Origin of the sequence: Pseudomonas sp. OIL-1 (assembly GCF_010669185.1) — a bacterium.
Lineage (GTDB): Bacteria > Pseudomonadota > Gammaproteobacteria > Pseudomonadales > Pseudomonadaceae > Halopseudomonas > Halopseudomonas profundi.
In genome coordinates this window covers 2,820,667-2,843,019 of the sequence record NZ_CP048629.1, presented here as the reverse complement: position 1 = coordinate 2,843,019, position 22,353 = coordinate 2,820,667, and the positions used below count along the sequence as shown (strand labels likewise).

Sequence of the window (22,353 nt, the reverse complement as noted above, 5' to 3'; positions counted from 1 at the left end):
TGGCCCAAGCCACACCAATTTTAGAACAAGCCCGCCGGCTGGCAGGATGGAGCAAGTGTTGAAAACAGGGATGTTTTCACCAGGCCTCGAGGGACGGGTTCTCGTCTTGCGCCATCCTGCCATACGGCGGGCGACCGGCATCAGCTCTCAGCACACCACTACGCAACCGCAAGCGTCGTCCAGCGAAGAGTCGCTGGCCTCAGCCAGACCAATGCCCGAACAAGCCCGCTGGCTGGCAGGGTGGAGCAAGTGTTGAAAACAGGGATGTTTTCGCCAAGCCCCCAGGGACGGGTTCACGGCGTCTTGCGCCACCCTGCCAGACGGCGGGCGTTAGGCTACGACTTCTCAGTCCGCCCAATTCCATTTAGATTTTCCAATCGTGATGGGTTTGAGGCTGCCAGGCTATTGAGAGCGGCCCAAGCCATCACTGCCCTGAATACCCGCAATCACCGGCACTTTCCGGGAACTGGTCATACAATCAGGCAGACTCTTTTCCATGAATCTGCCTGCCCCCCGCGGCTAACAGACTCTCAGCACGCATAGAGGCCCCATGAAAACACGCATAACAGAACTCTTTGGCATTCAGCATCCGATCATTCAGGGCGGTATGCATCACGTCGGCTACGCCGAGCTTGCTTCCGCCGTCGCCAATGCCGGCGGGCTGGGCATGATCACCGCCCTCACCCAGCCAAATCCGGCGGCGCTTGCCGAAGAAATTCGCCGTTGCCACGAGATGACTGACAAGCCCTTCGGCGTCAATCTGACCTTCTTGCCCTCAGTCAATCAGCCGGATTACCCAGGCTATATCGAAGCCATCATCAAAGGCGGCGTGAAGGTCGTAGAAACCGCCGGCAATAACCCGCAAAAATACCTGCCTGCGCTGAAGGAAGCAGGCATCAAGGTCATCCACAAATGCACCGCCGTTCGTCATGCACTCAAGGCCCAGGCCATTGGTTGCGATGCGGTCAGTGTCGACGGCTTCGAATGTGGCGGTCACCCGGGCGAAGACGATGTACCCAACTTCATTCTGCTGCCCCGTGCAGCGGAAGAACTGGAAATCCCTTTCGTCGCATCAGGCGGAATGGCCGACGGGCGCTCGCTGGTTGCTGCGCTGGCGCTGGGGGCCGATGGCATGAACATGGGCACGCGGTTTATTGCTACCCGCGAAGCGCCCGTTCACGAAAACGTAAAGCAAGCGATTGTCGCCGCCAGCGAACTGGACACCCGACTGGTCATGCGTCCGCTGCGCAACACCGAACGCGTGATGACCAACGAGGCTGTAGAGCGCCTGCTGGAAAAAGAGCGCCGCCTGGGCTCTGAGCTCAAGTTCGCCGACATCGCCGAGGAAGTAGCAGGCGTTTACCCGCGCATCATGAAAACCGGCGAGATGGATGCCGGCGCATGGTCCTGCGGCATGGTGGCTGGCCTCATCAATGACGTGCCCACGGTTCAAGAGCTGGTCGATCGCATCATGGCCGAAGCTGAAGGCCTGATTCGTGATCGTCTGGCCGGCATGCTGAACGGTTGATCTGCGGTCAAGAATAACAACGGAGATTTCCATGAGTTTTGACACCCCACTCTACCTTTGTGGCCCCTTGCGCGAGCCCCGCCAAATGCTGGCCGATCAGGAATACAGCGGCCATACCTCGATCCACGACGACAGCATGGCGGAAAAGCTTGGCTTCAGAGCGGGTCCGATCGAAGGCCCGACTCACTTCAGTCAGTTCGTTCCGCTGCTGGCGGAGGTTTTCGGACAAGCCTGGTTCGAGCGCGGCTGTTTCTCTTCGCATTTTCAGAACATGGTGGTCGAGGGCGAGCAGGTGCGCGCCTTCGTCGAACGGCCCAGCGCAGGCTCGAATCGGGTACGTTGCTGGGCAGAAAAGGCCGATGGCACACCGGTTCTGGAAGCGAGCGCCAGCCTGGGTTCGGACGACGGCCCCACCCTGCTGGAAGAGCGTATGGCCAAACTGCGCCCGCCGGAGAAGCTGGTCATCCTGTCTGAGCTGAAATTGGGCATGCGCGGCGCGGAGGAAGAGCACGTGCGGATGGATGCGGACCAGCATATGGGCAACCTGTATCCGTTTTCGCTCAATCAGAAACTCGAACGGATCACCGAGAATTCGCCCTGGTATTCGGATGCGCAAACCACACCCTGGGGCCGCGCAATCATTCCACTGGAGATGGTCAGCGTGCTCGCTGAATACACCAGCAAGCAGGCGGCCTTTCCCGTCAAACAGCCTGTAGTCGGCCTGTTCGCCGATCAGGAAATTCGCATGATCGACGGCCCCCTCTTCGTAGGTGAGGATTACCTGATCCGCCGCGAGATAGTCGCGCTATCCGAGAGCAAACGCACCGAATCGTACTGGGTGCGCACTCATATCTACGATGCGTCAGGCACGAGGCTCAAGGCGCAGATGCTGCTCAATCACGCCACCCTGAAGCACTCGTATGCCAATTACGAAGCAGAGGCTTCCGCCTGAACCTGGCGTTGTAACATTGAATCCGGCCCGATGCGCATGCACCGGGCCGGATCATCATTACGCCGGGTTACAGCTCTCCTTCCATCGCCATCCGTACATAGGTCGGATCAAACCGCAGCTGCACGTTGGCGCTATTTCCAAGTACCGAGCCATCGGCAAACTCCATCCCGACCACATCGGGACTGGGTGCACCATTGCCCAGCAACCCCTTGTCGAAGGAGAACAACCGCACCTTGTCCATGGTCTCGCGTAAAGCCGGATCGGTAGCAAAAGCATGGGTATCGGCAGGCGTATAGAACAGCATGGTTTCGGCCAGCTGAGCGTCAAAGCCCGCCAGATCTGTTCCAGCTTGCTCGGCCATGTAGGTACGGGCGGCCTTCGCTTCATCACCATCACCAGACATCAGCTCCAGCGTTTCGAACCAGGCCCCTACCAGCGCCTTGCCCAGCTCCGGATTGGCTTTCAACACCTCCGTATTGACCGCCATCATGTCGATGATCTCACCCGGAATCTCGGTGGAATCGAATACCTGGACCGCATCCGGTGATTGTTGCTTGATCAGGCTCAACTGCGGGTTCCATACCGCGGCAGCCGTCACGTCCGGCGTCATGAAAGAGGCGACGGCGTCTGCGTCCGAAGTGTTCATGACCTTGATGTCGCGCTCGGACATGCCATGTTCTTCCAGGGCCCGCGCCAGCAGATAATGGGATACGGACAGCTCAACCAGATTGACCTGCTGACCGCGAATGTCCTCCATGCTGGAGCCGTTCTTCAGCAGCACGCCGTCGTTGCCGTTGGAGTAATCACCAAGAATCAGCGCGGTAGTATCCACCCCGCTAGCCGCCGGGATGGTCAGAGCGTCCATATTGGTCATGCCGCAGGCGTCAAAGGCACCCATGGTGTACTGGTTGATCGACTCGATGTAATCGTTGAATTTCACCACCTCGATCTCGATGCCGTACTTGTCTGCCCACTTATCGACAATGCCGTAATCCGCTGCATAGGCCCAGGGCATCCAGCCTGCGTAGATCGACCAGGCGACCTTGAAACTCTGCTTCTTCTCGTTGGCAGCCGCGCCGGTTGCCAGGCACAGACTGGTAGCCAGCACGGCCGCCCATTTCCAGATTGACGTTTTCAACATCGTAATTACCTCGTGCATCAATAAAAGGATGCCGCCCCGGCCTCAGTAATGCGGCTCGGTATAGCGGGTCAGGGTTGGGGATTCGTGGTCATACCAGGCGGCAGCGTCTTCGCTGAAGCCGGTGGTCTGTTTAAAACTGATTGCTGCTTCAATAGTGTCGACAGCGAAGCGCCGTTCACAGCGCGAGCCCTCGATGGTCAGTTGCTGAACGACCTGATGGGAGTCGGGGAGGTATTCGAATCCATCCAGAGGACACAGGATCTGCCCGACTCGGGCCGGACAGGTCGAATGTTCGACGCGATAGCCCGTGGTTATCGAACCCGATGCCACGGAGGTCTCGAAGTTGAACAGATGGGCCAGGCGCTCGGCATCGCCAGCGGCCTCGGCTACCTCGTCGCACAATAACCCGCTTGCGCTATGCGGTATGAGATCATCAGCGCGCCCAAGCACCAGCGCGGCATGGTCGCCACAGATGATAAGCCCGCCACCGCGATGCCGACGCACGCCGGTGTCCAGATCCCGCTCCTCGATCAGTCTCAAACCGATCAGTGGCCCAGGAGGCGACGGCTGCAAGCGCCAGTCCTCGACATAGGCCCCGCTGGGTGCGAACTCGATCATGCAGTTACCGACGCGCTGCAATAGGGCCGGCTCCGGCCAGCGGTTGTGCAATTGCAGCGAGGATTCGCCATGCCAGCTCAGCGTTTCGCCGGTCCATTCGGAGTCCGCTGCCCAGCCTTCGTAGTTGGCGAGCACCTCAAGCTCTGCAGGCAGGTAGTCGACCCATTCCCGGTGTGGCGGCTGCGCCTGCGCTATTGGCAAACGCAGGTCGATGGTGAAAGTGCGACTCTGAATCCAGCACACCGTGGTGGTGGTGTCAGTCTGGCCATTGGCAAAACTGATGGCGCGGCGTCGGAAATACCCGAGCATCCAGTCTGGTACACCGCTGCTTGCGCGCTGCGGATACCTTTCCAGCAATTCCTGCAACGTCATGCCGTTTCCCCCTGCTTGCGTCCCTGATGTCCAAAGGAAGCGAGGCCGCGGGCACCCTCCGGCATCGATAGTTCGCCGGTTTCGAGGCGGCGCTTGAGGTAGCCGAATGTCTGCACCGTCTGCGCAAACAGATGGTCACCACAGCGTACGGGCTCGTAACGCGCCGGTGCTGACTCGCTTAACAGCTCGGGCACCGGTGCAATCAGCGTGTCGTAATCACAGGCGCAAAACAGCGGGAACGAATAGCGTTCCTCGGCAACCTTGCGCACCCGGTGCGAGGTGGCGACATACATCCCGTTGCTGAGCACTTCGAGCATGTCGCCGATGTTGATGACAAAGGCCCCTTCAACCAGCGGTACATCAATCCATTCTCCGGCGCCGTTGAGTACCTCCAGGCCTGGAGCTGTCGGCAGCAGGATGGTGAAGCACTCATAATCAGTGTGCGCACCAATACCGGGGCGGTCTGCCGCGTCGGGGTTGAACGGATAATGAATCAGCCGGAGCTGGCTTGGTGGGGTCGTAACATAGCGGCTGAAGCCGTCCTCGGGCAGGCCCAGCGCCAGCGCAAAGCCTTTGAACAGCTGACTGCCCAGGGCAAGCACCGCATCGTAGTAGGCTTTTACGTCCTCCTTGAAACCGGGCATATCCGACCACTGGTTCGGTCCCAACATCGGTCGGCGACGCTCGCGTTGGTCCAGATCAAACCCGAGGTCATAGGCTTCCTTGTGGTCGATGGTGCCGGAAGAGAACTGCTCCTCCCCCTCAGGCACATAGCCGCTGTGGTTATTCGAGTGACCGATATAGTGACGCATCTTTTCTTCTATCGGCTGTGCAAAGTATTCCTGTGTGCGGGCCACCAACCTGTCAATCAGTGCCTGGGGCACGCCGTGCCCGGTGATATAGAGAAAGCCTGCATCCTTCGCTCCCTTTCCAAGGTGCGTGGCTGTTTCCATGCGCGCAGCCGGATCGGCCGAAAACAGTCCGGATACGTCTACAACCGGGAGGCTGGTGAAAGCGGAATGGGTGGTACGAGCGCGCGACTCTTCAGACGCCATGGGTCACCTCCTGTTCGGATAATCGAGATGTCACCTGGTCGTCCAGGACTAATGCGAACGGAGCAAACATGTCTGGCACAAATAGCCTGGACCTGCTGCCTGATCGCCCCGGGTCGTCCCGGGAAGCTCAGCATGTAGCCACACGGCCAAGCAGCGCCGTGATGTCTGAGATAAAGCAAGACTCATACCATTGACCCAGCCCATCGACTGATAACGCGCGGCGTGCCCCATCCCGGAGTATCTGTAAGCATCCGATAGCTGATTCTGCCGGCAACAACGCACCAAAACGGCGCATCAATGCTCGCCCTCGGTGCGCTATTTGATCCCAAAACAGGGCACGGCCAGCGGACCAGTGGCCCCTTCAACGCTGCGCAGCACACGCCAACCGGGAGGCCACGCCTCTTTTTCGAGCGCTGGCATGGCGATTGCTATATCTCTGGTGCAGGAAGCTGCGAATCAAAAATGGCTGACTAGGGTTCCGGCTCGCAACGCGAGTGACTGGTCCGAGAGTTGGCGACCTCCAGTGAGGTTACACGGCGGGACAAAAGCCCGGGAGAATAGCGTCTTAGAGCGCAGCTCCGTGCGTCATGCCTAAAACTGGAGGTCAAACATGCGCCGATCAGCACCCGAATTACGATGGGTCCCGCGCCGCAACAGAACCGCGATTGCCAACCCACCTCCTGGTACCCTTGGCGGACAGCGGGGGCCAGCGCCATGCGCCTGATCAACGTCCGCCCCGGTAAACCCGGCAGGCTGCTCCTGCTCCTGCTGCCCTTCGCCCTGCTGGTACTGGTGTACCTGTCCTATTCAGCCCAGCGCCTGGAAATCAACCCGAGCGACAAACTGTTGCCAAGCCCGGCGCAGATGACCACAGCGATGGATAATTTGGCGCTGCAGCCGGACCGGCGTACCGGCGAATACCTGTTCTGGCAGGACACTGCATCCAGCCTGCAACGCATTGCGATCGGCCTGAGCATAGCCGCCCTGGTTGGCCTGTGTCTGGGTGTCGCAGCCGGCGCCATCCCGCTGTTCAGTGCAACGCTTTCCCCGCTGCTGGCGGTGCTATCGATGGTTCCACCACTGGCCCTGCTGCCTATCCTGTTCATCGTGTTCGGGCTGGGGGAACTGTCCAAGGTAATGCTTATCGTGATCGGGATAACGCCGATCATTGCCCGCGATCTGGAACAGCGCGCCAGAGAGATCCCTCAGGAATTATTGATCAAGGCACAGACCCTCGGCGCCAATACCTGGACGTTGATCCTGCGGGTCATTCTTCCGCAACTGTTGCCGCGCCTGCTGATCAGCCTGCGGCTGGTGCTGGGGTCGGCCTGGTTGTTCCTGATTGCCGCCGAAGCCATCGCCGCCACCGACGGCCTGGGCTACCGCATCTTTCTGGTACGGCGCTACATGTCCATGGACGTCATCCTGCCTTACGTCGCCTGGATCACCCTGCTCGCCTGGACCATGGACTTCGGTCTGCGCGGCCTGATTCGCCTGGCATTCCCCTGGTACGAAGGAGCCAAGTCATGAATGACACTACCCCCGCTACGCCGCCGCCCTTTATTCAGGTGAAAAACGTCTGGCAGCAGTACGGCGATCAGGTTGTCCTGGAGCGCTTGAATCTGACCTTTGCAGAAGGCGAGTTCTGCACCCTGGTCGGCACCTCCGGCTGCGGCAAGTCGACCTTCCTGCGCATGCTGCTGGGCCAGGAAATCCCCAGCCGTGGCGAAATCCTGCTCGACGGGCAGCCTCTCCAAGGCGAGCCCGACGCCAGCCGCGGCGTAGTCTTTCAGCGTTACTCGGTGCTACCGCACCTGAGCGTGCTGGATAACGTCGCGCTGGGCCTGGAACTCCCCAGAGCGCCGCTGTTCGGCAGGCTGTTTGGCCGTGCGAAGCGCGATGTTTGCGACCAGGCGGCAGCGATTCTCAACAAGGTGGGCCTGGGTCATGCGCTGGACAAATACCCGGCGCAGCTATCCGGCGGCATGCAGCAGCGCCTGGCGATCGCCCAGGCGCTGATCATGAAGCCGCGCATTCTGTTACTCGACGAGCCCTTCGGCGCGCTGGATCCGGGCATTCGCAAGGACATGCACAGCCTGCTGCTTGAGCTGTGGCAGGAGACCCGCCTGACCGTTTTCATGGTGACCCATGATCTGTCCGAAGGGTTCACGCTCGGCACGCGGCTGATGGTGTTCGACAAGCCGCGCATCGACCCCGATGCCCCGCACGCCTATGGCGCCCGCATCACCTACGACATTCCGCTCAACAGCAATCGTCTGGCTGCCCGCACCGCTGTCGAGTCGTTACCTGAACATATCGTCCATAGCCTGAATTCAGCTGCGTAAGGAGCTTCACATGACCGCTGAACTGACTCTACGTCCCACCTTGTACGAGGAAACCGTCCCCGGGGGCGGCCATACCTCCTTCGTGCTCAAGCGTGGGCAATTGCTACGCATCACCGATCCCCAGGGCGACGCAAACGTCAGCCTGATGCTGCTCAACGCGCATGAAAAGAGCGAGCGGCTGAACCTGCCCGATACCTTGAAAGGCCAGCACACCGCCAGGCTCACCGCCGGCCATTGCCTGTACTCGGACATGGGCCGGGTACTGGCAGCGATTACCGCCGACAGTTGCGGCTGGCATGACAGCTTTGGCGGCGTGCTCAACGCAGCAGAGACCGCGGAGAAGTACGGCCAGGGCCGCTACCAGGAGCTGCGCAACGGTTTCTACCGCAACGGTCATGACAATTTGTTGGTGGAGATGGGTAAGTGGAACCTCAACCAGCAGGACCTGCTGATGACCCTCAACCTGTTCAGCCGGGTCAATGTGGACGCCGATGGCTGCTTCGAATTTGCCCCGGGCAACTCGAAACCCGGCGACTACATCGAACTCTATGCGCCCATGGACAGCCTGGTGATTCTGACCGCCCTGCAGCATCCGATGGACCCCAACCCGGCCTACGATCCGCGCCCAATACAGCTCAGCTGGCATCAGATCGAGAGCGACGGCATTACCGTGCTCTGTCGGACCTCGCGCCCGGAGAATAGCCGGGGTTTCCATAACACTGAACGACTCTATGTCTAGGGGAGCCGAGATGATTACCGCAAGCGAAAGACATCCCGAAGCCGCCGTTTACCAGGCCACCATCCCCGCAGGTGAGCCCTTCCTGTTCGAAATAAAGGCAGGCCAGACGCTGCGCCTGCTCGACCTGGAGGGCAACCAGGCTGTCGATACCCTGTTCTTCAGCGCGGCCAACCCGCGCGAACGCTTCGATCCGCAGCGCACCCTGCGCAGGCAGAACCGCGTCTACCTGACCACCGGGACGGTGCTCTATTCCAACCTGGGCAACCCGCTGCTGAGCATTGTCGCCGATACCTGTGGCCGGCATGACACTCTGGGCGGCGCCTGCGCGCAGGAAAGCAACACCGTGCGCTACGCGCTGGACAAGCGCTACATGCACAGCTGCCGGGATAACTTCCTGCGCGCCTGCCTCACTGATGGACGTCTGGACAAGCGCGATATCGGCGCAAATATCAACTTCTTCATGAACGTTCCGGTGACCAGTGAAGGCGGCCTGACCTTTGAAGATGGCATTTCCGCTGCGGGCAAATACGTCGAGCTGCAGGCCCACATGGACATCATCGTGCTGATCTCCAACTGCCCGCAGCTGAACAACCCCTGCAATGCGTATAACCCGACGCCGGCACAGGTGCTGGTCTGGGACTGACTGATCGATCAACCACGGACGACCGTGGTGCAGAAGATAAAAGCGGGACGGCCCGCCTACCCTCTCGAGGGAACTGCCATGTTCGACACACTGCTTATTGCCAACCGCGGGGCCATCGCCTGCCGCATTCTGCGTACCCTGCGCCAACTCGACGTCAAAGGTGTCGCGGTCTACTCCGAAGCCGACGCCGCCAGTCTGCATATTCAGCAAGCCGATGAGTCCCACAGTCTCGGCGAGGGCCCTGCGACCGGCACCTACCTGGCCGTGGACAAGATACTCGGCATCGCTCAGGCCAACGGCGTCCAGGCTATTCACCCAGGCTACGGCTTTTTATCCGAAAACGCGGCCTTTGCCGAAGCCTGCGAGGCGGTCGGTATCGCCTTCATCGGCCCGACGCCGGAGCAACTGCGCGTCTTCGGTCTGAAGCACACTGCCCGCGCGCTGGCCAAACAGCACAATGTACCGCTGCTCGAAGGCACCGAGCTGCTCGACAGCCTGGATGCTGCCCTGACCGCCAGCGCTCAGATCGGCTATCCGGTAATGCTCAAGAGCACCGCTGGCGGTGGCGGCATCGGCATGCGGGTGTGTAATAGCGAACAAGAACTCAGTGAAGCCTTCGAAGCCGTCAAGCGGCTCGGGCAGAACAACTTCAGTGACGCGGGCGTATTCATCGAGAAATACATCCAGCGCGCCCGTCACCTGGAGGTGCAGGTATTCGGTGACGGCCAGGGCGAGGTGATTGCCCTGGGCGTGCGCGACTGCTCGGTTCAGCGGCGCAACCAGAAGGTGCTGGAAGAAACCCCCGCACCCAATCTTCCCGCCGGCATAGCCGAAGCCTTGTGCCAGGCCGCCATCAAGCTCGGCGAAGCGGTGAAGTACCGCAGCGCCGGCACTGTGGAATTTGTATACGACGGCGATGCCCAGCAGTTTTATTTTCTCGAAGTGAACACCCGCCTTCAGGTCGAGCACGGCGTTACCGAGCAGGTATGGGGCGTTGATCTGGTGCGCTGGATGGTGGAACTGGCGGCTGGCGACCTGGCGCCACTGTCCACGCTGGCGCAGTCGCTGCAGCCCAAGGGTCATGCTATTCAGGCGCGGCTGTATGCCGAAGATCCGGGTCGCGACTTTCAACCGAGCCCGGGGCTGCTCACAGCAGTCGACTTCCCGCATGCCGATGGCAGACAGCTGCGCATGGATACCTGGGTCGAAGCCGGATGCGAAATCCCGCCGTATTTCGATCCGATGATTGCCAAGGTAATCAGCTGGGCCGAATCCCGGGACGCCGCCAGCGCCGGCCTCGACACTGCCCTGGGAGACACCACGCTGTATGGCGTCGAGACCAACCGCGACTACTTACGGCAGATTCTAGCCGACACGCCCTTTGCCAGCGGCGCGCCTTGGACCCGTTGCCTGGAACAGCTGGAATACCAGGCCACCACGTTCGAAGTGCTGAGCGCTGGCACCCAGACCACCGTGCAGGACTATCCCGGCCGGCTGGGTTACTGGGCCGTCGGCGTCCCGCCCTCAGGTCCGATGGACAGCCGCGCCCTGCGCCTGGGCAATACGTTGCTGGGCAATGACGCAGATGCCGCCGGCCTGGAAATAACCATGAGCGGCCCGTCTCTGCGCTTCAATACCGATGCGGTGATCGCCGTGACCGGTGCGCCTCTGCCGGTCAAGCTGGACGGTATTGAGCAACCCATGGCCACCGCGCTGCTGGTAACGGCTGGCAGCGTGCTGACACTGGGCACCATCGCCGGCACCGGCGCGCGCAGTTACCTGTGCGTGCGCGGTGGGCTGCAAGTGCCGAACTACCTGGGCAGCAAGAGCACCTTTACTCTCGGCCAGTTCGGCGGCCACGGTGGTCGCGCCCTGCGGGCCGGCGACGTACTGCACCTGGCCCCGCTTGAGAACACATCTGTCGGTGCAAGCCTGCCAGGCGAGCTGCTGGGTGATCTCCCGGAAGTGCGCGAGATCCGCGTCATATACGGACCCCATGGTGCGCCGGAATACTTTACCGATAACTACATCAATACCTTCTTCGCGACAGCCTGGGAGGTGCACTTCAACTCCAGCCGGACCGGTGTGCGACTGATAGGTCCCAACCCCGAGTGGGTCCGCGACAGTGGTGGCGAAGCCGGGCTGCATCCTTCCAATATTCATGACAACCCCTACGCCATCGGTGCCGTGGATTTCACCGGCGACATGCCGGTGATCCTGGGGCCGGATGGCCCCAGTCTCGGCGGGTTCGTCTGCCCGGTAACGGTCATCGAGGCAGACCTGTGGCAGCTTGGCCAGCTCAAGGCCGGCGACAAGATCCGGTTCGTACCGGTGTCGGTTGATACTGCCCGCAACCTGGCCCGCACAATGAACGCGGAATGCGCCAGCCTGCAGCCACAGCCTTCCCAGCAAGCCGCCGATCTCGCCGTGCCTGAACTGTGCTCACCGATCGTTCTGGATCTGGGGCAGGACGACAAACGCTTGGTTGCGCGGCTGGCCGGCGACACCCACCTGCTGATGGAAATTGGCGACGCCGAACTCGACCTGGTGCTGCGTTTTCGCGGGCACGCACTGATGCAGGCGCTGGAAGCCAGAGAACTCAACGGCGTGATCGATCTGACCCCCGGCATCCGCTCCCTGCAGGTGCATTATCAGCCGGAGACGCTACCCCTCGCGTCGCTGCTGGAGACCATCACAGGCCTGTGGGATCAGGTCTGTGCGACTGACAACCTCAAGGTGCCGTCGCGGATCGTGCATCTGCCGCTGTCCTGGGACGACCCGGCCTGTCAACTGGCCATCGAGAAATACATGACCACGGTGCGCAAGGATGCGCCCTGGTGTCCGAGCAACCTGGAATTCATTCGCCGGATCAACGATCTGCCCGATCTTGATGCGGTACACCGCACAGTATTTGACGCCAGCTACCTGGTCATGGGTCTGGGCGATGTGTATCTGGGTGCGCCGGTGGCGACGCCCCTGGACCCGCGTCATCGTCTGGTGACGACCAAATACAACCCGGCGCGAACCTGGACGGCGGAAAACTCGGTGGGCATCGGTGGCGCCTACATGTGCGTGTACGGCATGGAAGGTCCCGGTGGCTATCAGTTCGTAGGCCGCACTCTGCAAATGTGGAACCGCTACCGCGAAGTCGCGGCCTTTGATGGCAAGCCCTGGCTGCTGCGCTTCTTCGATCAGATTCGTTTCTATCCGGTTTCCGCTGACGAGCTGCTGCGCATTCGCCGCGACTTCCCGCTCGGCCGCTTCGACCTCGAGATCGAACACAGCGAATTGTCCTTGGCTGACTACCAGGCCTTTCTCGACCGTGAAGCATCCGAAATCGGGGATTTTCGTACCCAGCAGCGCTCCGCGTTCAGCGCCGAACGCGAGCGCTGGATTGCATCCGGGCAGGCCGACTATCAGAGCATCGAACCAGCACCGGAACCCGAAGAGAACGCCCCGCTTGAAGAGGGTCAGCACAGTGTCGAAAGCCATATTGCCGGCAACCTGTGGCAGGTACAGGTTGAGCCCGGCGCTACCGTCAAGGCAGGCGACGTGCTGGTCATTCTTGAATCAATGAAAATGGAAATTCCGCTTACCGCGCCCCACGACGGGATCGTACGTGAAGTCCGGGTTCAGCCCGGTTCAGCCGTGCGAGCCGGTCAGCGGGTAATCGTTCTGGAAGAGGTCCGTGAAACATGCCAATAAATACCTTTGATCTGCGTCTGGACACCCTGCGCCTCGCCTACCGCGACGGTCAGCTGACCCCACGCGAACTGATACGCAACCTGCGCGACCGGGCCGCAGCCCTGAACCCGGGCTTCAACCTGTTCATCCATCTGCTCAGCCCGGCCGAACTGGAGCCCTATCTGGATGCGCTGGACGGCAAGCAGCCTGCCGAGCTGCCCCTGTTCGGCGTGCCCTTTGCCATCAAGGACAACATTGACCTGGCAGGCGTCCCAACCACTGCCGCCTGCCCCGCCTTCGCCTACACCCCGGACCGCAGTGCTACGCTGGTCGAGCAGCTGATCGCCCTTGGCGCGATTCCGCTGGGCAAGACCAATCTGGATCAGTTTGCTACGGGACTTAACGGCACACGTTCGCCCTATGGTGAATGCCGCAACAGCGTGCATCCGGATTATCCTTCTGGCGGATCCAGTGCCGGGTCGTCACTGGCCGTCGCCCTTGGCGTGGCCAGTTTTACACTGGGTACCGACACCGCTGGCTCCGGCCGGGTGCCGGCCGCGCTGAACAATCTGGTCGGGCTCAAACCCAGCAAGGGATTGCTGTCCACCGCCGGCGTGGTTCCGGCCTGTCGCACACTGGACTGTGTAACGTACTTTGCGGCCACCGCGCAGGAAGCCAGCCAGCTGCTGGCGCTCACTGCCAAAATTGATCCGCGTGACCCGTACAGCCGCAAGAACCCGCTGTGGAACGACGGTTCAGCCTTCGGCGCAGTAAACGCTTTCCGTTTTGGTGTACCCCGGCAGCTCGAGTTTCTCGGCTGCGCCGAAAGCCCGGCGATGTTCAATAAAACCATCAGCGATCTGCAAGCCATGGGCGGCGAAGCGGTCGAGATTGATTTCGCACCATTTCTGGAAGCAGCCAAGCTGTTATATGAAGGGCCCTGGGTCGCGGAGCGTTATAGCGTCGCCGGGGAGCTGATCGAGCAGCAACCCGATGCGGTGCTGCCGGTGATTCGCGCCGTGCTCGAACAGGCGCCGGGTACCACCGCAGTGCAGGCGTTTCGTGCCCAGTACCGGTTGCAGGAGCTCAAGGCCATCTGTGATGCCATCATGGCCGACCTCGATTGTGTGCTGACCCCGGCCTTCCCGCGCCCGGTGACGCTGGATGAACTGCACGCCGAACCGGTCAAGCGTAACGCCGACCTGGGTTACTACACCAACTTCATGAACATGCTCGACTTCGCAGCCGTCGCTGTACCGGCAGGCTTTATGGGCAACGGTCTGCCCTGGGGCGTCACGCTGTTCGGACGCGCCTTCACCGACCAGTACCTGCTCAGCCTGGCAGCCAGCTTGCAGCGTCAGCATGGGTTGTCACTGGTCGGCAGAACCCGGCTCAACGCTCTGCCACCGCAGCAGCCAGCGCGCAATGACCGCGCGCGGCTGGTTGTCTGTGGTGCCCATCTGGAAGGGCTGCCGCTCAACTGGCAACTGCAGCAACGTGGCGGACGGCTCGTCGAAGCCACCCGCAGCTCACCCGATTACCGGCTCTACGCCCTGTCCGGCGGCCCGCCCTATCGTCCCGGCATGGTACGCGTGGCAGAAGATGGCGCAGCCATCGACATCGAAGTCTGGGAATTGCCGAGCAGTGAGCTGGGGTCCTTTCTGACCGGGATACCTGCGCCCCTGGGACTGGGCAAGGTACAGCTCGAGAATGGTCGGTGGGAGACGGGATTCATCTGCGAGCCTTACGGCCTGGCAGGTGCCGAGGATATAACCGGCTTCGGTGGGTGGCGCGCTTATCTTGCCGAAAAAGGCCAGTAACCGCTCGAGACAAGAACTGCCCGAGACGGTAATCGAAAGCTGAGAGCGCTCCGGCCAGCCAGGGCTGCGCCGGACCACTTTCAGTCCGCATCGAAGGTGATATGTACCGAAGAAGCGCTACGCTTGGCTTCTCCGTGATACACGACCTCGATGTTATTGCCATCGGGATCCAGCACAAAGGCGGCGTAGTAGCCGGGATGATATTCGCGATCGGCCGGTCCGCCGTTATCGGTACCGCCGTTGGCAAGCGCAGCACGGTAGCAGCGTTCCACCTGCTCCGAATCAGCCGCTTGAAAAGCGATATGCTGGCGGCCGGTCAACTCACCCTGCGCCGCGGGCGAATCGGCGCTTGATACAACCAGCTCGTCCGCCCAGAAAAAACCTTCTCCTCGCCCACCCAGCGGCACGCCCAACACATCCAGCAAAGCCGTATAGAAGCGCTCTGCCGCAGCCAGGTCGCGTACCACGAGCTGGATGTGATCGATCAGCCGGCCGCGATAAATTTCCAGAGTTTCCATAATGTTCACCTGTACGGTTTGATTATCGACTCCTCAGGTTAGATCGCGCGCCAACCCCTCGCCAGGTAACTCATCAAGCCATCGCCCTTCCCTAGGCGAATAAGAACAGGACTTGATGCTTAGGCCTGTTTTTTCTCACCTACCGCGACGATGTGGCCGTCGCGCGGATTGACTCGCCCCAGAACCAGGTCTTCGATCAGTTTCTGGGCCGACTCGAACCCGGCATGCTGAGCGATATTCATCCACGGCGCGCTTGCATCGCTAACGCGGCCGATGAACGCCAGCTGCGCTTCGTTGAAACGGCGCGTGACTTCCTTCGGGCCCCAATCCGTGTTGCGCTTCTTGATCTGATAGGGGGCAAAGTAGGGTTGCGGCTGCGGTCCCGGCAGGTTCTGGTCCGCCTGGTCGAGGTGGTCCTGCGACTGGGCTGAGCCGGCGTAGCAGTTGTAGACCAGGGACTCCCCAAAATGATTATGTACGCGGGCACGCAGCGCATTATCGCCGGCGAAATCCACGTAGAGTGTCGGCACTTGCGGATCCAGCGACTCCAGCTCGTCATAGGTCACGGCTTTTTCGTAGCAGCCAAGGGAGTCGACAAAGTCGCGGTTGCCCTTGGAGGTCCAGCCCAGCAGCTTCACATCGTCGCGATTCTCCAGGCAGAAGGCGGTGCCGTAGGCAGTCTTGCTTGAGGCGCTGGAAATCAGAATCTGTTTCGCACCGAAGAAGCTGTTGTCCTCGAGGAAGTCAGCGAGCATGAAGGAAGTGATGAACAAGGGCCGCAGAAGCGCCTGATAGGGCTCGTATTCCGGACGATATGCGGCATCGGTGGTGGTGCGCTGATAATGGTTATAGGCGGAAGTCAGGTCCAGGCGGTGCGGAGCGCCGTCATAGAATCCGCGCTCGCTCACGCGCACCGGCTGCGTGACCAGGTGCGTCGCGATCGGCCAGTAACCGTAAAAACGCTCCCCGGGCTCTATCCCTTCAACAGTGGATTCAACTACCTCGGCAAAACCCCAGGCGGGCATGTGGCCCCAACCTTCAGCCTTGGTGGGGAAGAAACTCCAGTAGCGCAAATGCGGCGTGTCACCAAAGGCGGCATAGGTGATGTTGTTGGCGGTGATCGCCAGATCGGTTATTTTCAACAGCGCTTCGCCGGCTTTGAGCGCCGGTAGTTCAGACGTCACGATGCGAGTGCGTTCCAGTGCTGATTTATCGGTTTGCAACTGCGTTACAGTAGTCATATTCATTCCTTCCTGTCAGTGAGGCCAAGGTGCAACGACTGTATCCCATCGATCCGGCTCCCGGGTTCGGATACCACTGATGCGTACCCGTCCACCGGAACCCCGCACCAAGCCGCTCAAGCGCCCTTCCCAAGCCCGCGCCAAGGTCACCGTTCAGGCGATTTTTGACACCTATGTTCGGATTTGGCAGCGCGACGGCTGGGAGCGCATCAACACCCGCGCCATTGCTCTGGAATGCGGGATTGCCGTGGGCACGCTGTACGACTATTTCCCCAGCAAGATGGCCTTGCACTCCGGGTATATCCGCCACTGCATCGAGGCGCTTATCCAGCAAGTCCAGCAATCGGCGGTTGAGCCCAAAGACCTGAACTGGGAGGAACGCCTCCACCGCTTGTTGCAGCTGGTGTGCGGCCTAGAGCGCTCGGGCCTGCCGTGGTTTCATCCCAAGCTGATCGAGCTGGAACCAACAGTGGCGGAGCACAAACATCAACAACGCGCGCATATCGAGCTCAAGCAGATGTGGCTGCGCGTTTTCGAAGCCTGCGACGACCTCCCCCGCCCGGTCAGCGCCGAAACAATCGAGGCACTGCATCTGGCCGTATGGGGCGGCCGGCGCTACAGCATCCTGTTGCAGCTTGGGGAGGATGAGATTCAGAGTTGGGCGAGGGAGATGGAGCGCATGTGTCGGGGGGTGGTTTTGGGATGCAGCGAGAGCGAACAGCAAAGATAGTGACCTCCGCTTACGCTTTATTTGCTGGTGCGCTGCTGGAATGATGCGCAAGGGTCAGGCTTCTTATTTTGCTGTTGTACCGCTATCGCCGCGGGTCGCGCCTCCCACAAATTAGCCCCAGATGTTCCCTGAACTCGGTGTCTCGTCTGGTCCTGCGAGTATCGGTCAGTCACGTAATTTTCTAATATTTGCTTCGTTTCCAGTGGGAGATTCTATGGTTCACCACAACCCCTTTCAGGCTGTTTTTGGTTGATAGGTGGTTTGGTTCTGCATCAAGGCAAAAGCGATGCGGGCCAGTTTCCTGGCCAGCTTGACCAACGCCTGGGTCGGCTTGAGTCCTTGTGCAATATAGGTTTCATAGAGGCTTTTCCAGGCCTGTGTTTTTCGCGCTGCCATCGCGGCGTTGTAGAGCAGTCGGCGCAGCTCAGGATCGCCTTTCTTGGTGAGCTTGCGTCGACCTATTTGTTTGCCCGAGTCTCTGACTCTGACATCCATGCCCAGGAACGCAATGAAGGCGTCACTGGTTTTGAAGGGGCCGCGATGGAAGGTGTTGGCCAGCGCCATGGCCGTCAGGTCGCCGATGCCTTCGATGGCCTTGCAGCGCTTGGCATCGAGCCACCAGCCGACATCTGCCATAGCTTGTTTTAATCGCTGAACGATTAGCAGCTCTACTCGGCGAATATGCGCATCTAGCTGTTTGGCGGCCTGCTTCAACTCCGGTATGTCCTGCAGACTTTGACTCAGGGCTACTCTGGTATGAACCAGCGACGCCCGGCGGCGCATCAGCCCTTGGACGCGATAGAAGGCATCATGTGCAGGTATCCACGGTTTAAGGCTGTCCATTTCCTTGGTGAGATAGCGGAGAATGAGCTTGGCATCTGACGCATCAGTCTTTGCCCGGGTGCCGACGCCACTGCGGTAATGGTTGAGCTTGTATCCGTCCAGCAGATAGAGCTCAAAGCCTGCTTCGTGCGCCAACCTAGCAAGCTGGCGGTGATAGATACCGGTCGCCTCCAGGGCAATCTTCGATCCAGGTGGCAAAGACTTCAGCCACCGTCTAGTCGGGCCCACGGCGTTGCTAATGGCCTCCACCCCGGACGAATCGCTGCGAGCTATCACGAGCTCAGCTTTGCTGACATCGACACCGGTCAGAACGGGTTCGACTGCCTTTGCCATGGTACGTCCTCCAAGCTAAAGTAATCTTTGACTTGTCAGGGCTCACCAGACGCTGGCTTGCAACATATCGTCGGTCGAAGCGGGCGACGCTCTGCCGATGGATTCTCTATTGGCGTTGTGGTGAGGGTGGGGCTGAATCTCCCACAGTCCGTGCCGAAAGGCCGGAAGGCGCGTTTGCCCCTCCACCCTGACAGGTCCATTTTGGTTTTGGACCTGTGGGAAAACCATACAAGGCGCGACTCGCGGCGATGGCGGCCGCAGGACGCCTGGGGTGTGGTTCAGGTTTGCACATATCCAGGCTTATCGATGCCGCACAGCCTGCGAAGCCAACACTATCCTGTCCGCCGGCACCCTCAGCTGCGTCATCAGATATTCCTTGAACGCGCCCGACCAATCCTGCCGTTCGATGGCATCCGCCATACAGCTCAGCCAGATATCCCGCTCGGCCTCGTTGACAGCCCAACGCACGTGAAATGCAGGAATGCTGATCTGGCCGTAACGCTCGAGATACAGCCGCGGCCCTCCCAACCAGCCACAGAGAAAACGAGTCAGTTTGTCATGCGCCTCGCTGAGGTCTTCCGGGTACAGACGGCGGACGTCGGCCGCTCCCTCGGAGCCATCCATGATCTGATAGAAATCATCTACCAGCTGACAAATGCCTTCATAGCCACCGGCAGCCTGGAACGAAGCGTCTCCTTCACCGAAATGCGCCATTCTCAGGTCTCCTCCTTCCTTTTGCCGAGATTACCCATCAATCGATAAAACCTTCGAGCTGCTGCTCGCGCTGTTGCGCATGGTCGATCATGCAGAACTGGTAGGCCGGCAGGCGTACCGAGCCGCCCTGGTCAAGGGCGAATTGAGCATCGCAATCGGTCTTGCGAAACGCTGCCCATTGATTCTGCGCACGGATCAGCAGCTCCCGCGCTTCGAGTGCATGGGGGTTGTTCTGGCCTTGGGATTCGAGCTCATCAAGCAGTGATTGGAATGTATCGTCGAGGCGTGCGTCTGCGCGTTCACTTTCCTGCGTGACGCATTCGATGATGTCAACATCGGAGATAAATTGGCCGCATTCGCTGCCAGCCATAGCCTGCGATGATAGCGCCAGCATGCTGCCCGCGATAACAGATTTCATATGCCTCATGACTTTTGTCCCTTCAACCCGATCCCCGAAGATTATCAGCAAACCTTCGATCCAGCTGCTTGTCACACGGACAGGCATCTGAAAGAGGATATGACATGGCACATAAGTTCAAGGTCGGTGATCACGTCAGCTGGAACTCCGAAGCCGGTCGGGTCAGCGGCACCATTAGCCGGGTGCATACCTCCGACACCACCTACAAAGTGCATACCCGGCGAGCGAGCGAAGACGCGCCGCAATATGAGATCAAGAGCGACAAGACCGATCACATCGCCATGCACAAGGAAGATGCGCTCAGGAAGAAGACCTGAGTATGGCGCTCCCCGAAAGCATCTGGACCATCGGCCACTCAACCCGCTCGATCGAGGATTTCATCGCTGTGCTCAAGCACTACCGGATCGAAGCAGTCGCAGACGTGCGCCGCTTCCCCGGCTCCCGGCGACTGCCTCAGTTCGGTACGGAAACCTTGCAAACGAGCCTGGCTGTTCATGACATAAAATATGAGCTGATCACCGAGCTGGGCGGTCGACGCCGACCCACCACAGATTCGGTCAATATCGCCTGGCGCAATACCTCATTCAGAGGGTATGCGGACCATGTCGCGAGTGATGAATTCCGGGTCGGACTGGAGCGCTTGTGCGATCTAGCTAAGCGGTACAGGACCACGATGATGTGCGCCGAGGTGCTATGGTGGCGCTGTCACCGCTCGCTGGTGTCGGATGTATTGCAGGTCGCAGGCACCAGCGTTATCCACATTCAGGATGAAAAAAACAGTACCGAACACCCCTTCACACGGCCCGCGCGGCTGTATAAGGGCACGCTCACCTACGATTCAACCCGGGGCGAACCGCTGAATGACAAAGAGCGGAGCCAGGGAGTGCAGACTCAGCTGGACCTGTAGTAGCTGCAATGACAAGCAGCGTAGCCTGTGCTGTTCTATCTTTAACCCACACTTCCCAGCCGGAGCCTTCACATGGCGGATAACAAAGACGACATGCGCAAATATTCATCACAGGTAGTAGATGGCGTCGAAACCGCCCCGGCTCGCGCCATGCTCCGCGCCGTAGGCTTCACTGAAGAAGACTTCAGCAAGCCGCAGGTCGGCATTGCTTCGACCTGGGCCAACGTTACACCGTGCAATATGCACATCAACCGGCTTGCCGAGGATGCCGGGCGTGGCGTGGATGCCAACGGCGGCAAAAGCGTTATTTTCAATACCATCACCATTTCCGACGGGATCGCCAACGGCACCGAGGGCATGAAGTATTCGCTGGTCTCCCGCGAGGTGATCGCAGACTCGATCGAAACCGTTGCCGGCTGTGAAGGCTTCGACGGTCTGGTCGCCATCGGCGGCTGCGACAAGAACATGCCTGGCTGCCTGATCGGCATGGCGCGGCTGAATCGCCCCTCCATTTTCGTCTATGGCGGCACCATCAAACCGGGCGCCAATCACACCGATATCATTTCGGTCTTCGAAGCCGTCGGTCAGCATGCCAAGGGCGATATCGACCTGCTGCAAGTGAAGCAGATCGAAGAAACCGCCATTCCCGGGCCAGGTTCCTGTGGCGGGATGTACACAGCCAATACCATGGCCTCGGCTATCGAAGCGCTGGGCATGTCGCTACCCGGCTCCTCAGCGCAGAATGCTGTCTCGCTGGACAAGAGTGAGGACTGCATCAATGCCGGGCGGCAGGTGCTCGAGTTGCTCAGACAGGACATCAAGCCGCGGGACATCATGACCCGCAAGGCATTCGAGAATGCCATCCGTGTGGTGATTGCGTTGGCCGGCTCGACCAATGCCGTTCTGCATCTGCTGGCCATGGCCCATGCGGTGGACGTGGAGCTGACCCTGGACGATTTCACAGAGATTGGCAAAACCACACCGGTGCTCGCCGATCTGCGCCCCAGCGGTCAATACATGATGTCCGAGCTGGTTGCGATTGGCGGCATTCAGCCGTTGATGAAGCGTCTGCTGGACGCGGGCCTGTTGCACGGCGACACGCTGACCGTCACCGGCAAGACGCTCGCCGAGAATCTCGCTGATGTCGATGACTATCCCCAGGGTCAGGAGATCATTCGGCCCTTCTCCGACCCGGTCAAAAAGGACTCCCACCTGGTGATTCTGCACGGCAACCTGTCTCCGGATGGCGCCGTGGCGAAAATCACCGGCAAGGAAGGACTGCAGTTTGAGGGTAATGCCCGCGTTTACCACGGGGAAGAAGCCGCGCTCGACGGCATCCTCGATGGCCAGGTAGTGGCGGGTGACGTGATCGTGATCCGCTACGAAGGGCCCAAGGGCGGCCCGGGCATGCGCGAAATGCTGTCGCCCACCTCAGCCATCATGGGCAAGGGGCTGGGCAAAGACGTGGCGCTGATCACCGACGGCCGCTTTTCCGGCGGGTCGCACGGTTTTGTGGTCGGCCACATCACGCCCGAGGCCTTCGACGGCGGGCCTATCGCTCTGGTCGAGGATGGCGACCGCATCAGTATCAATGCTGAAACGCGCGAGATAACGCTGGACGTAACAGAGGCTGAGCTCTCCAAACGCAGAGCCCGGTGGCGCAGGCCCGCTCCCCTCTATAACCGGGGCGTGCTGGCCAAATACGCAAAACTGGTGTCGAGCGCGTCCGAGGGCGCGGTTACGGACAAGTAG

General features: G+C 60.2%; 20 protein-coding genes and 1 riboswitch. Of the genes, 12 read left to right on the top strand and 8 right to left on the bottom strand.

Annotated elements, in window-relative coordinates:
* Positions 1-550 precede the first annotated feature (550 nt).
* Both G3M63_RS13215 and G3M63_RS13210 read left to right on the top strand, forming a co-directional pair.
* A complete protein-coding gene (locus G3M63_RS13215; protein ID WP_163983435.1) occupies positions 551-1,528 on the top strand; it encodes a nitronate monooxygenase family protein in 978 nt (325 codons plus the stop codon).
* Between the two features lie 31 nt (positions 1,529-1,559).
* Positions 1,560-2,480: a hypothetical protein gene (locus G3M63_RS13210; RefSeq protein WP_163983434.1), complete on the top strand. Its 921-nt coding sequence runs from the start codon at positions 1,560-1,562 to the stop codon at positions 2,478-2,480.
* Between the two features lie 67 nt (positions 2,481-2,547).
* Here G3M63_RS13210 and G3M63_RS13205 read toward each other — a convergent pair whose 3' ends face one another.
* Genes G3M63_RS13205 through G3M63_RS13195 form a run of 3 tightly spaced genes read right to left on the bottom strand, consistent with a single transcriptional unit; the run spans position 2,548 to position 5,666 of the window.
* On the bottom strand, positions 2,548-3,621 hold the full coding sequence (locus G3M63_RS13205) for a putative urea ABC transporter substrate-binding protein (RefSeq protein WP_218573607.1): 1,074 nt from the start codon (positions 3,619-3,621) through the stop codon (positions 2,548-2,550).
* Positions 3,622-3,663: 42 nt separating this feature from the next.
* Positions 3,664-4,611 (bottom strand): hypothetical protein, encoded by a 948-nt coding sequence (locus G3M63_RS13200; protein ID WP_163983432.1) that lies wholly within the window; start codon positions 4,609-4,611, stop codon positions 3,664-3,666.
* Positions 4,608-5,666: an isopenicillin N synthase family oxygenase gene (locus G3M63_RS13195; protein WP_150301066.1), complete on the bottom strand. Its 1,059-nt coding sequence runs from the start codon at positions 5,664-5,666 to the stop codon at positions 4,608-4,610. The genes G3M63_RS13200 and G3M63_RS13195 overlap by 4 nt, the downstream gene beginning before the upstream one ends.
* Positions 5,667-6,125: 459 nt before the next feature.
* Positions 6,126-6,224: riboswitch (guanidine-I (ykkC/yxkD leader) on the top strand.
* A 156-nt stretch (positions 6,225-6,380) separates the two neighbouring features.
* On the opposite strand from G3M63_RS13195, the gene G3M63_RS13190 reads away from it, so the two are divergent.
* From G3M63_RS13190 to atzF, 6 genes are all read left to right on the top strand, one after another.
* A complete protein-coding gene (locus tag G3M63_RS13190) occupies positions 6,381-7,196 on the top strand; it encodes an ABC transporter permease (protein ID WP_150301065.1) in 816 nt (271 codons plus the stop codon).
* A complete protein-coding gene (locus G3M63_RS13185; RefSeq protein ID WP_163983431.1) occupies positions 7,193-8,011 on the top strand; it encodes an ABC transporter ATP-binding protein in 819 nt (272 codons plus the stop codon). The genes G3M63_RS13190 and G3M63_RS13185 overlap by 4 nt, the downstream gene beginning before the upstream one ends.
* 10 nt (positions 8,012-8,021) lie before the next feature.
* Positions 8,022-8,750 (top strand): urea amidolyase associated protein UAAP1, encoded by a 729-nt coding sequence (locus G3M63_RS13180; RefSeq protein WP_150301063.1) that lies wholly within the window; start codon positions 8,022-8,024, stop codon positions 8,748-8,750.
* Positions 8,751-8,760: 10 nt separating this feature from the next.
* Positions 8,761-9,393 (top strand): urea amidolyase associated protein UAAP2, encoded by a 633-nt coding sequence (locus G3M63_RS13175; RefSeq protein WP_150301062.1) that lies wholly within the window; start codon positions 8,761-8,763, stop codon positions 9,391-9,393.
* Between the two features lie 78 nt (positions 9,394-9,471).
* The gene (gene uca, locus G3M63_RS13170) at positions 9,472-13,098 is read left to right on the top strand and encodes an urea carboxylase (RefSeq protein WP_163983430.1); all 3,627 of its coding nucleotides are present in this window, start codon (positions 9,472-9,474) and stop codon (positions 13,096-13,098) included.
* Complete coding sequence (gene atzF, locus G3M63_RS13165; protein ID WP_163983429.1) at positions 13,089-14,897, top strand: allophanate hydrolase; 1,809 nt, start codon at positions 13,089-13,091, stop codon at positions 14,895-14,897. The genes uca and atzF overlap by 10 nt, the downstream gene beginning before the upstream one ends.
* Positions 14,898-14,977: 80 nt before the next feature.
* Here atzF and G3M63_RS13160 read toward each other — a convergent pair whose 3' ends face one another.
* Together G3M63_RS13160 and G3M63_RS13155 are read right to left on the bottom strand one after the other, a co-directional pair.
* Entirely contained in the window at positions 14,978-15,415 is a 438-nt protein-coding gene (locus G3M63_RS13160; RefSeq protein WP_163983428.1) for a VOC family protein, read from the bottom strand.
* A 119-nt stretch (positions 15,416-15,534) separates the two neighbouring features.
* On the bottom strand, positions 15,535-16,656 hold the full coding sequence (locus G3M63_RS13155; protein ID WP_163983427.1) for a DUF2855 family protein: 1,122 nt from the start codon (positions 16,654-16,656) through the stop codon (positions 15,535-15,537).
* 79 nt (positions 16,657-16,735) lie between these two features.
* Here G3M63_RS13155 and G3M63_RS13150 point away from each other — a divergent pair, with 79 nt between their 5' ends.
* On the top strand, positions 16,736-17,386 hold the full coding sequence (locus G3M63_RS13150; protein ID WP_163983426.1) for a TetR/AcrR family transcriptional regulator: 651 nt from the start codon (positions 16,736-16,738) through the stop codon (positions 17,384-17,386).
* A 234-nt stretch (positions 17,387-17,620) separates the two neighbouring features.
* Here the strand turns inward: G3M63_RS13150 and G3M63_RS13145 are convergent, their stop codons facing one another.
* The 3 genes from G3M63_RS13145 to G3M63_RS13135 all read right to left on the bottom strand — a co-directional run bounded on the left by G3M63_RS13145 (position 17,621) and on the right by G3M63_RS13135 (position 19,694).
* Entirely contained in the window at positions 17,621-18,562 is a 942-nt protein-coding gene (locus G3M63_RS13145) for an IS110 family transposase (protein ID WP_163983425.1), read from the bottom strand.
* A gap of 300 nt (positions 18,563-18,862) precedes the next feature.
* Positions 18,863-19,276, bottom strand: a complete 414-nt coding sequence (locus G3M63_RS13140; protein WP_163983424.1) for a group II truncated hemoglobin — start codon at positions 19,274-19,276, stop codon at positions 18,863-18,865.
* Positions 19,277-19,313: 37 nt separating this feature from the next.
* Positions 19,314-19,694 carry a lysozyme inhibitor LprI family protein gene (locus G3M63_RS13135; protein ID WP_163983423.1) on the bottom strand — a complete coding sequence of 127 codons (381 nt, stop codon included), beginning with the start codon at positions 19,692-19,694 and terminating at the stop codon, positions 19,314-19,316.
* 104 nt (positions 19,695-19,798) lie between these two features.
* Between G3M63_RS13135 and G3M63_RS13130 the strand changes: the two genes are divergently transcribed.
* The 3 genes from G3M63_RS13130 to ilvD all read left to right on the top strand — a co-directional run bounded on the left by G3M63_RS13130 (position 19,799) and on the right by ilvD (position 22,353).
* Entirely contained in the window at positions 19,799-20,011 is a 213-nt protein-coding gene (locus G3M63_RS13130) for a DUF2945 domain-containing protein (RefSeq protein WP_163983422.1), read from the top strand.
* Positions 20,012-20,013: 2 nt separating this feature from the next.
* Positions 20,014-20,601: a DUF488 family protein gene (locus tag G3M63_RS13125; protein ID WP_163983421.1), complete on the top strand. Its 588-nt coding sequence runs from the start codon at positions 20,014-20,016 to the stop codon at positions 20,599-20,601.
* Between the two features lie 72 nt (positions 20,602-20,673).
* The gene (gene ilvD, locus G3M63_RS13120) at positions 20,674-22,353 is read left to right on the top strand and encodes a dihydroxy-acid dehydratase (protein WP_163983420.1); all 1,680 of its coding nucleotides are present in this window, start codon (positions 20,674-20,676) and stop codon (positions 22,351-22,353) included.

Bases quoted from the DNA above. Each gene is read 5' to 3' on its own strand.
- G3M63_RS13210 (WP_163983434.1), top strand. From the start codon at position 1,560: ATGAGTTTTGACACCCCACTCTACCTTTGTGGCCCCTTGCGCGAGCCC.
- G3M63_RS13180 (WP_150301063.1), top strand. From the start codon at position 8,022: ATGACCGCTGAACTGACTCTACGTCCCACCTTGTACGAGGAAACCGTC.
- G3M63_RS13175 (WP_150301062.1), top strand. From the start codon at position 8,761: ATGATTACCGCAAGCGAAAGACATCCCGAAGCCGCCGTTTACCAGGCC.
- G3M63_RS13155 (WP_163983427.1), bottom strand. From the start codon at position 16,656: ATGACTACTGTAACGCAGTTGCAAACCGATAAATCAGCACTGGAACGC.
- G3M63_RS13195 (WP_150301066.1), bottom strand. From the start codon at position 5,666: ATGGCGTCTGAAGAGTCGCGCGCTCGTACCACCCATTCCGCTTTCACC.
- G3M63_RS13190 (WP_150301065.1), top strand. From the start codon at position 6,381: ATGCGCCTGATCAACGTCCGCCCCGGTAAACCCGGCAGGCTGCTCCTG.
- G3M63_RS13185 (WP_163983431.1), top strand. From the start codon at position 7,193: ATGAATGACACTACCCCCGCTACGCCGCCGCCCTTTATTCAGGTGAAA.
- G3M63_RS13145 (WP_163983425.1), bottom strand. From the start codon at position 18,562: ATGGCAAAGGCAGTCGAACCCGTTCTGACCGGTGTCGATGTCAGCAAA.
- G3M63_RS13150 (WP_163983426.1), top strand. From the start codon at position 16,736: ATGCGTACCCGTCCACCGGAACCCCGCACCAAGCCGCTCAAGCGCCCT.
- G3M63_RS13135 (WP_163983423.1), bottom strand. From the start codon at position 19,694: ATGAAATCTGTTATCGCGGGCAGCATGCTGGCGCTATCATCGCAGGCT.
- G3M63_RS13125 (WP_163983421.1), top strand. From the start codon at position 20,014: ATGGCGCTCCCCGAAAGCATCTGGACCATCGGCCACTCAACCCGCTCG.
- G3M63_RS13215 (WP_163983435.1), top strand. From the start codon at position 551: ATGAAAACACGCATAACAGAACTCTTTGGCATTCAGCATCCGATCATT.
- ilvD (WP_163983420.1), top strand. From the start codon at position 20,674: ATGGCGGATAACAAAGACGACATGCGCAAATATTCATCACAGGTAGTA.
- G3M63_RS13140 (WP_163983424.1), bottom strand. From the start codon at position 19,276: ATGGCGCATTTCGGTGAAGGAGACGCTTCGTTCCAGGCTGCCGGTGGC.
- atzF (WP_163983429.1), top strand. From the start codon at position 13,089: ATGCCAATAAATACCTTTGATCTGCGTCTGGACACCCTGCGCCTCGCC.
- G3M63_RS13200 (WP_163983432.1), bottom strand. From the start codon at position 4,611: ATGACGTTGCAGGAATTGCTGGAAAGGTATCCGCAGCGCGCAAGCAGC.
- G3M63_RS13160 (WP_163983428.1), bottom strand. From the start codon at position 15,415: ATGGAAACTCTGGAAATTTATCGCGGCCGGCTGATCGATCACATCCAG.
- G3M63_RS13130 (WP_163983422.1), top strand. From the start codon at position 19,799: ATGGCACATAAGTTCAAGGTCGGTGATCACGTCAGCTGGAACTCCGAA.
- uca (WP_163983430.1), top strand. From the start codon at position 9,472: ATGTTCGACACACTGCTTATTGCCAACCGCGGGGCCATCGCCTGCCGC.
- G3M63_RS13205 (WP_218573607.1), bottom strand. From the start codon at position 3,621: ATGTTGAAAACGTCAATCTGGAAATGGGCGGCCGTGCTGGCTACCAGT.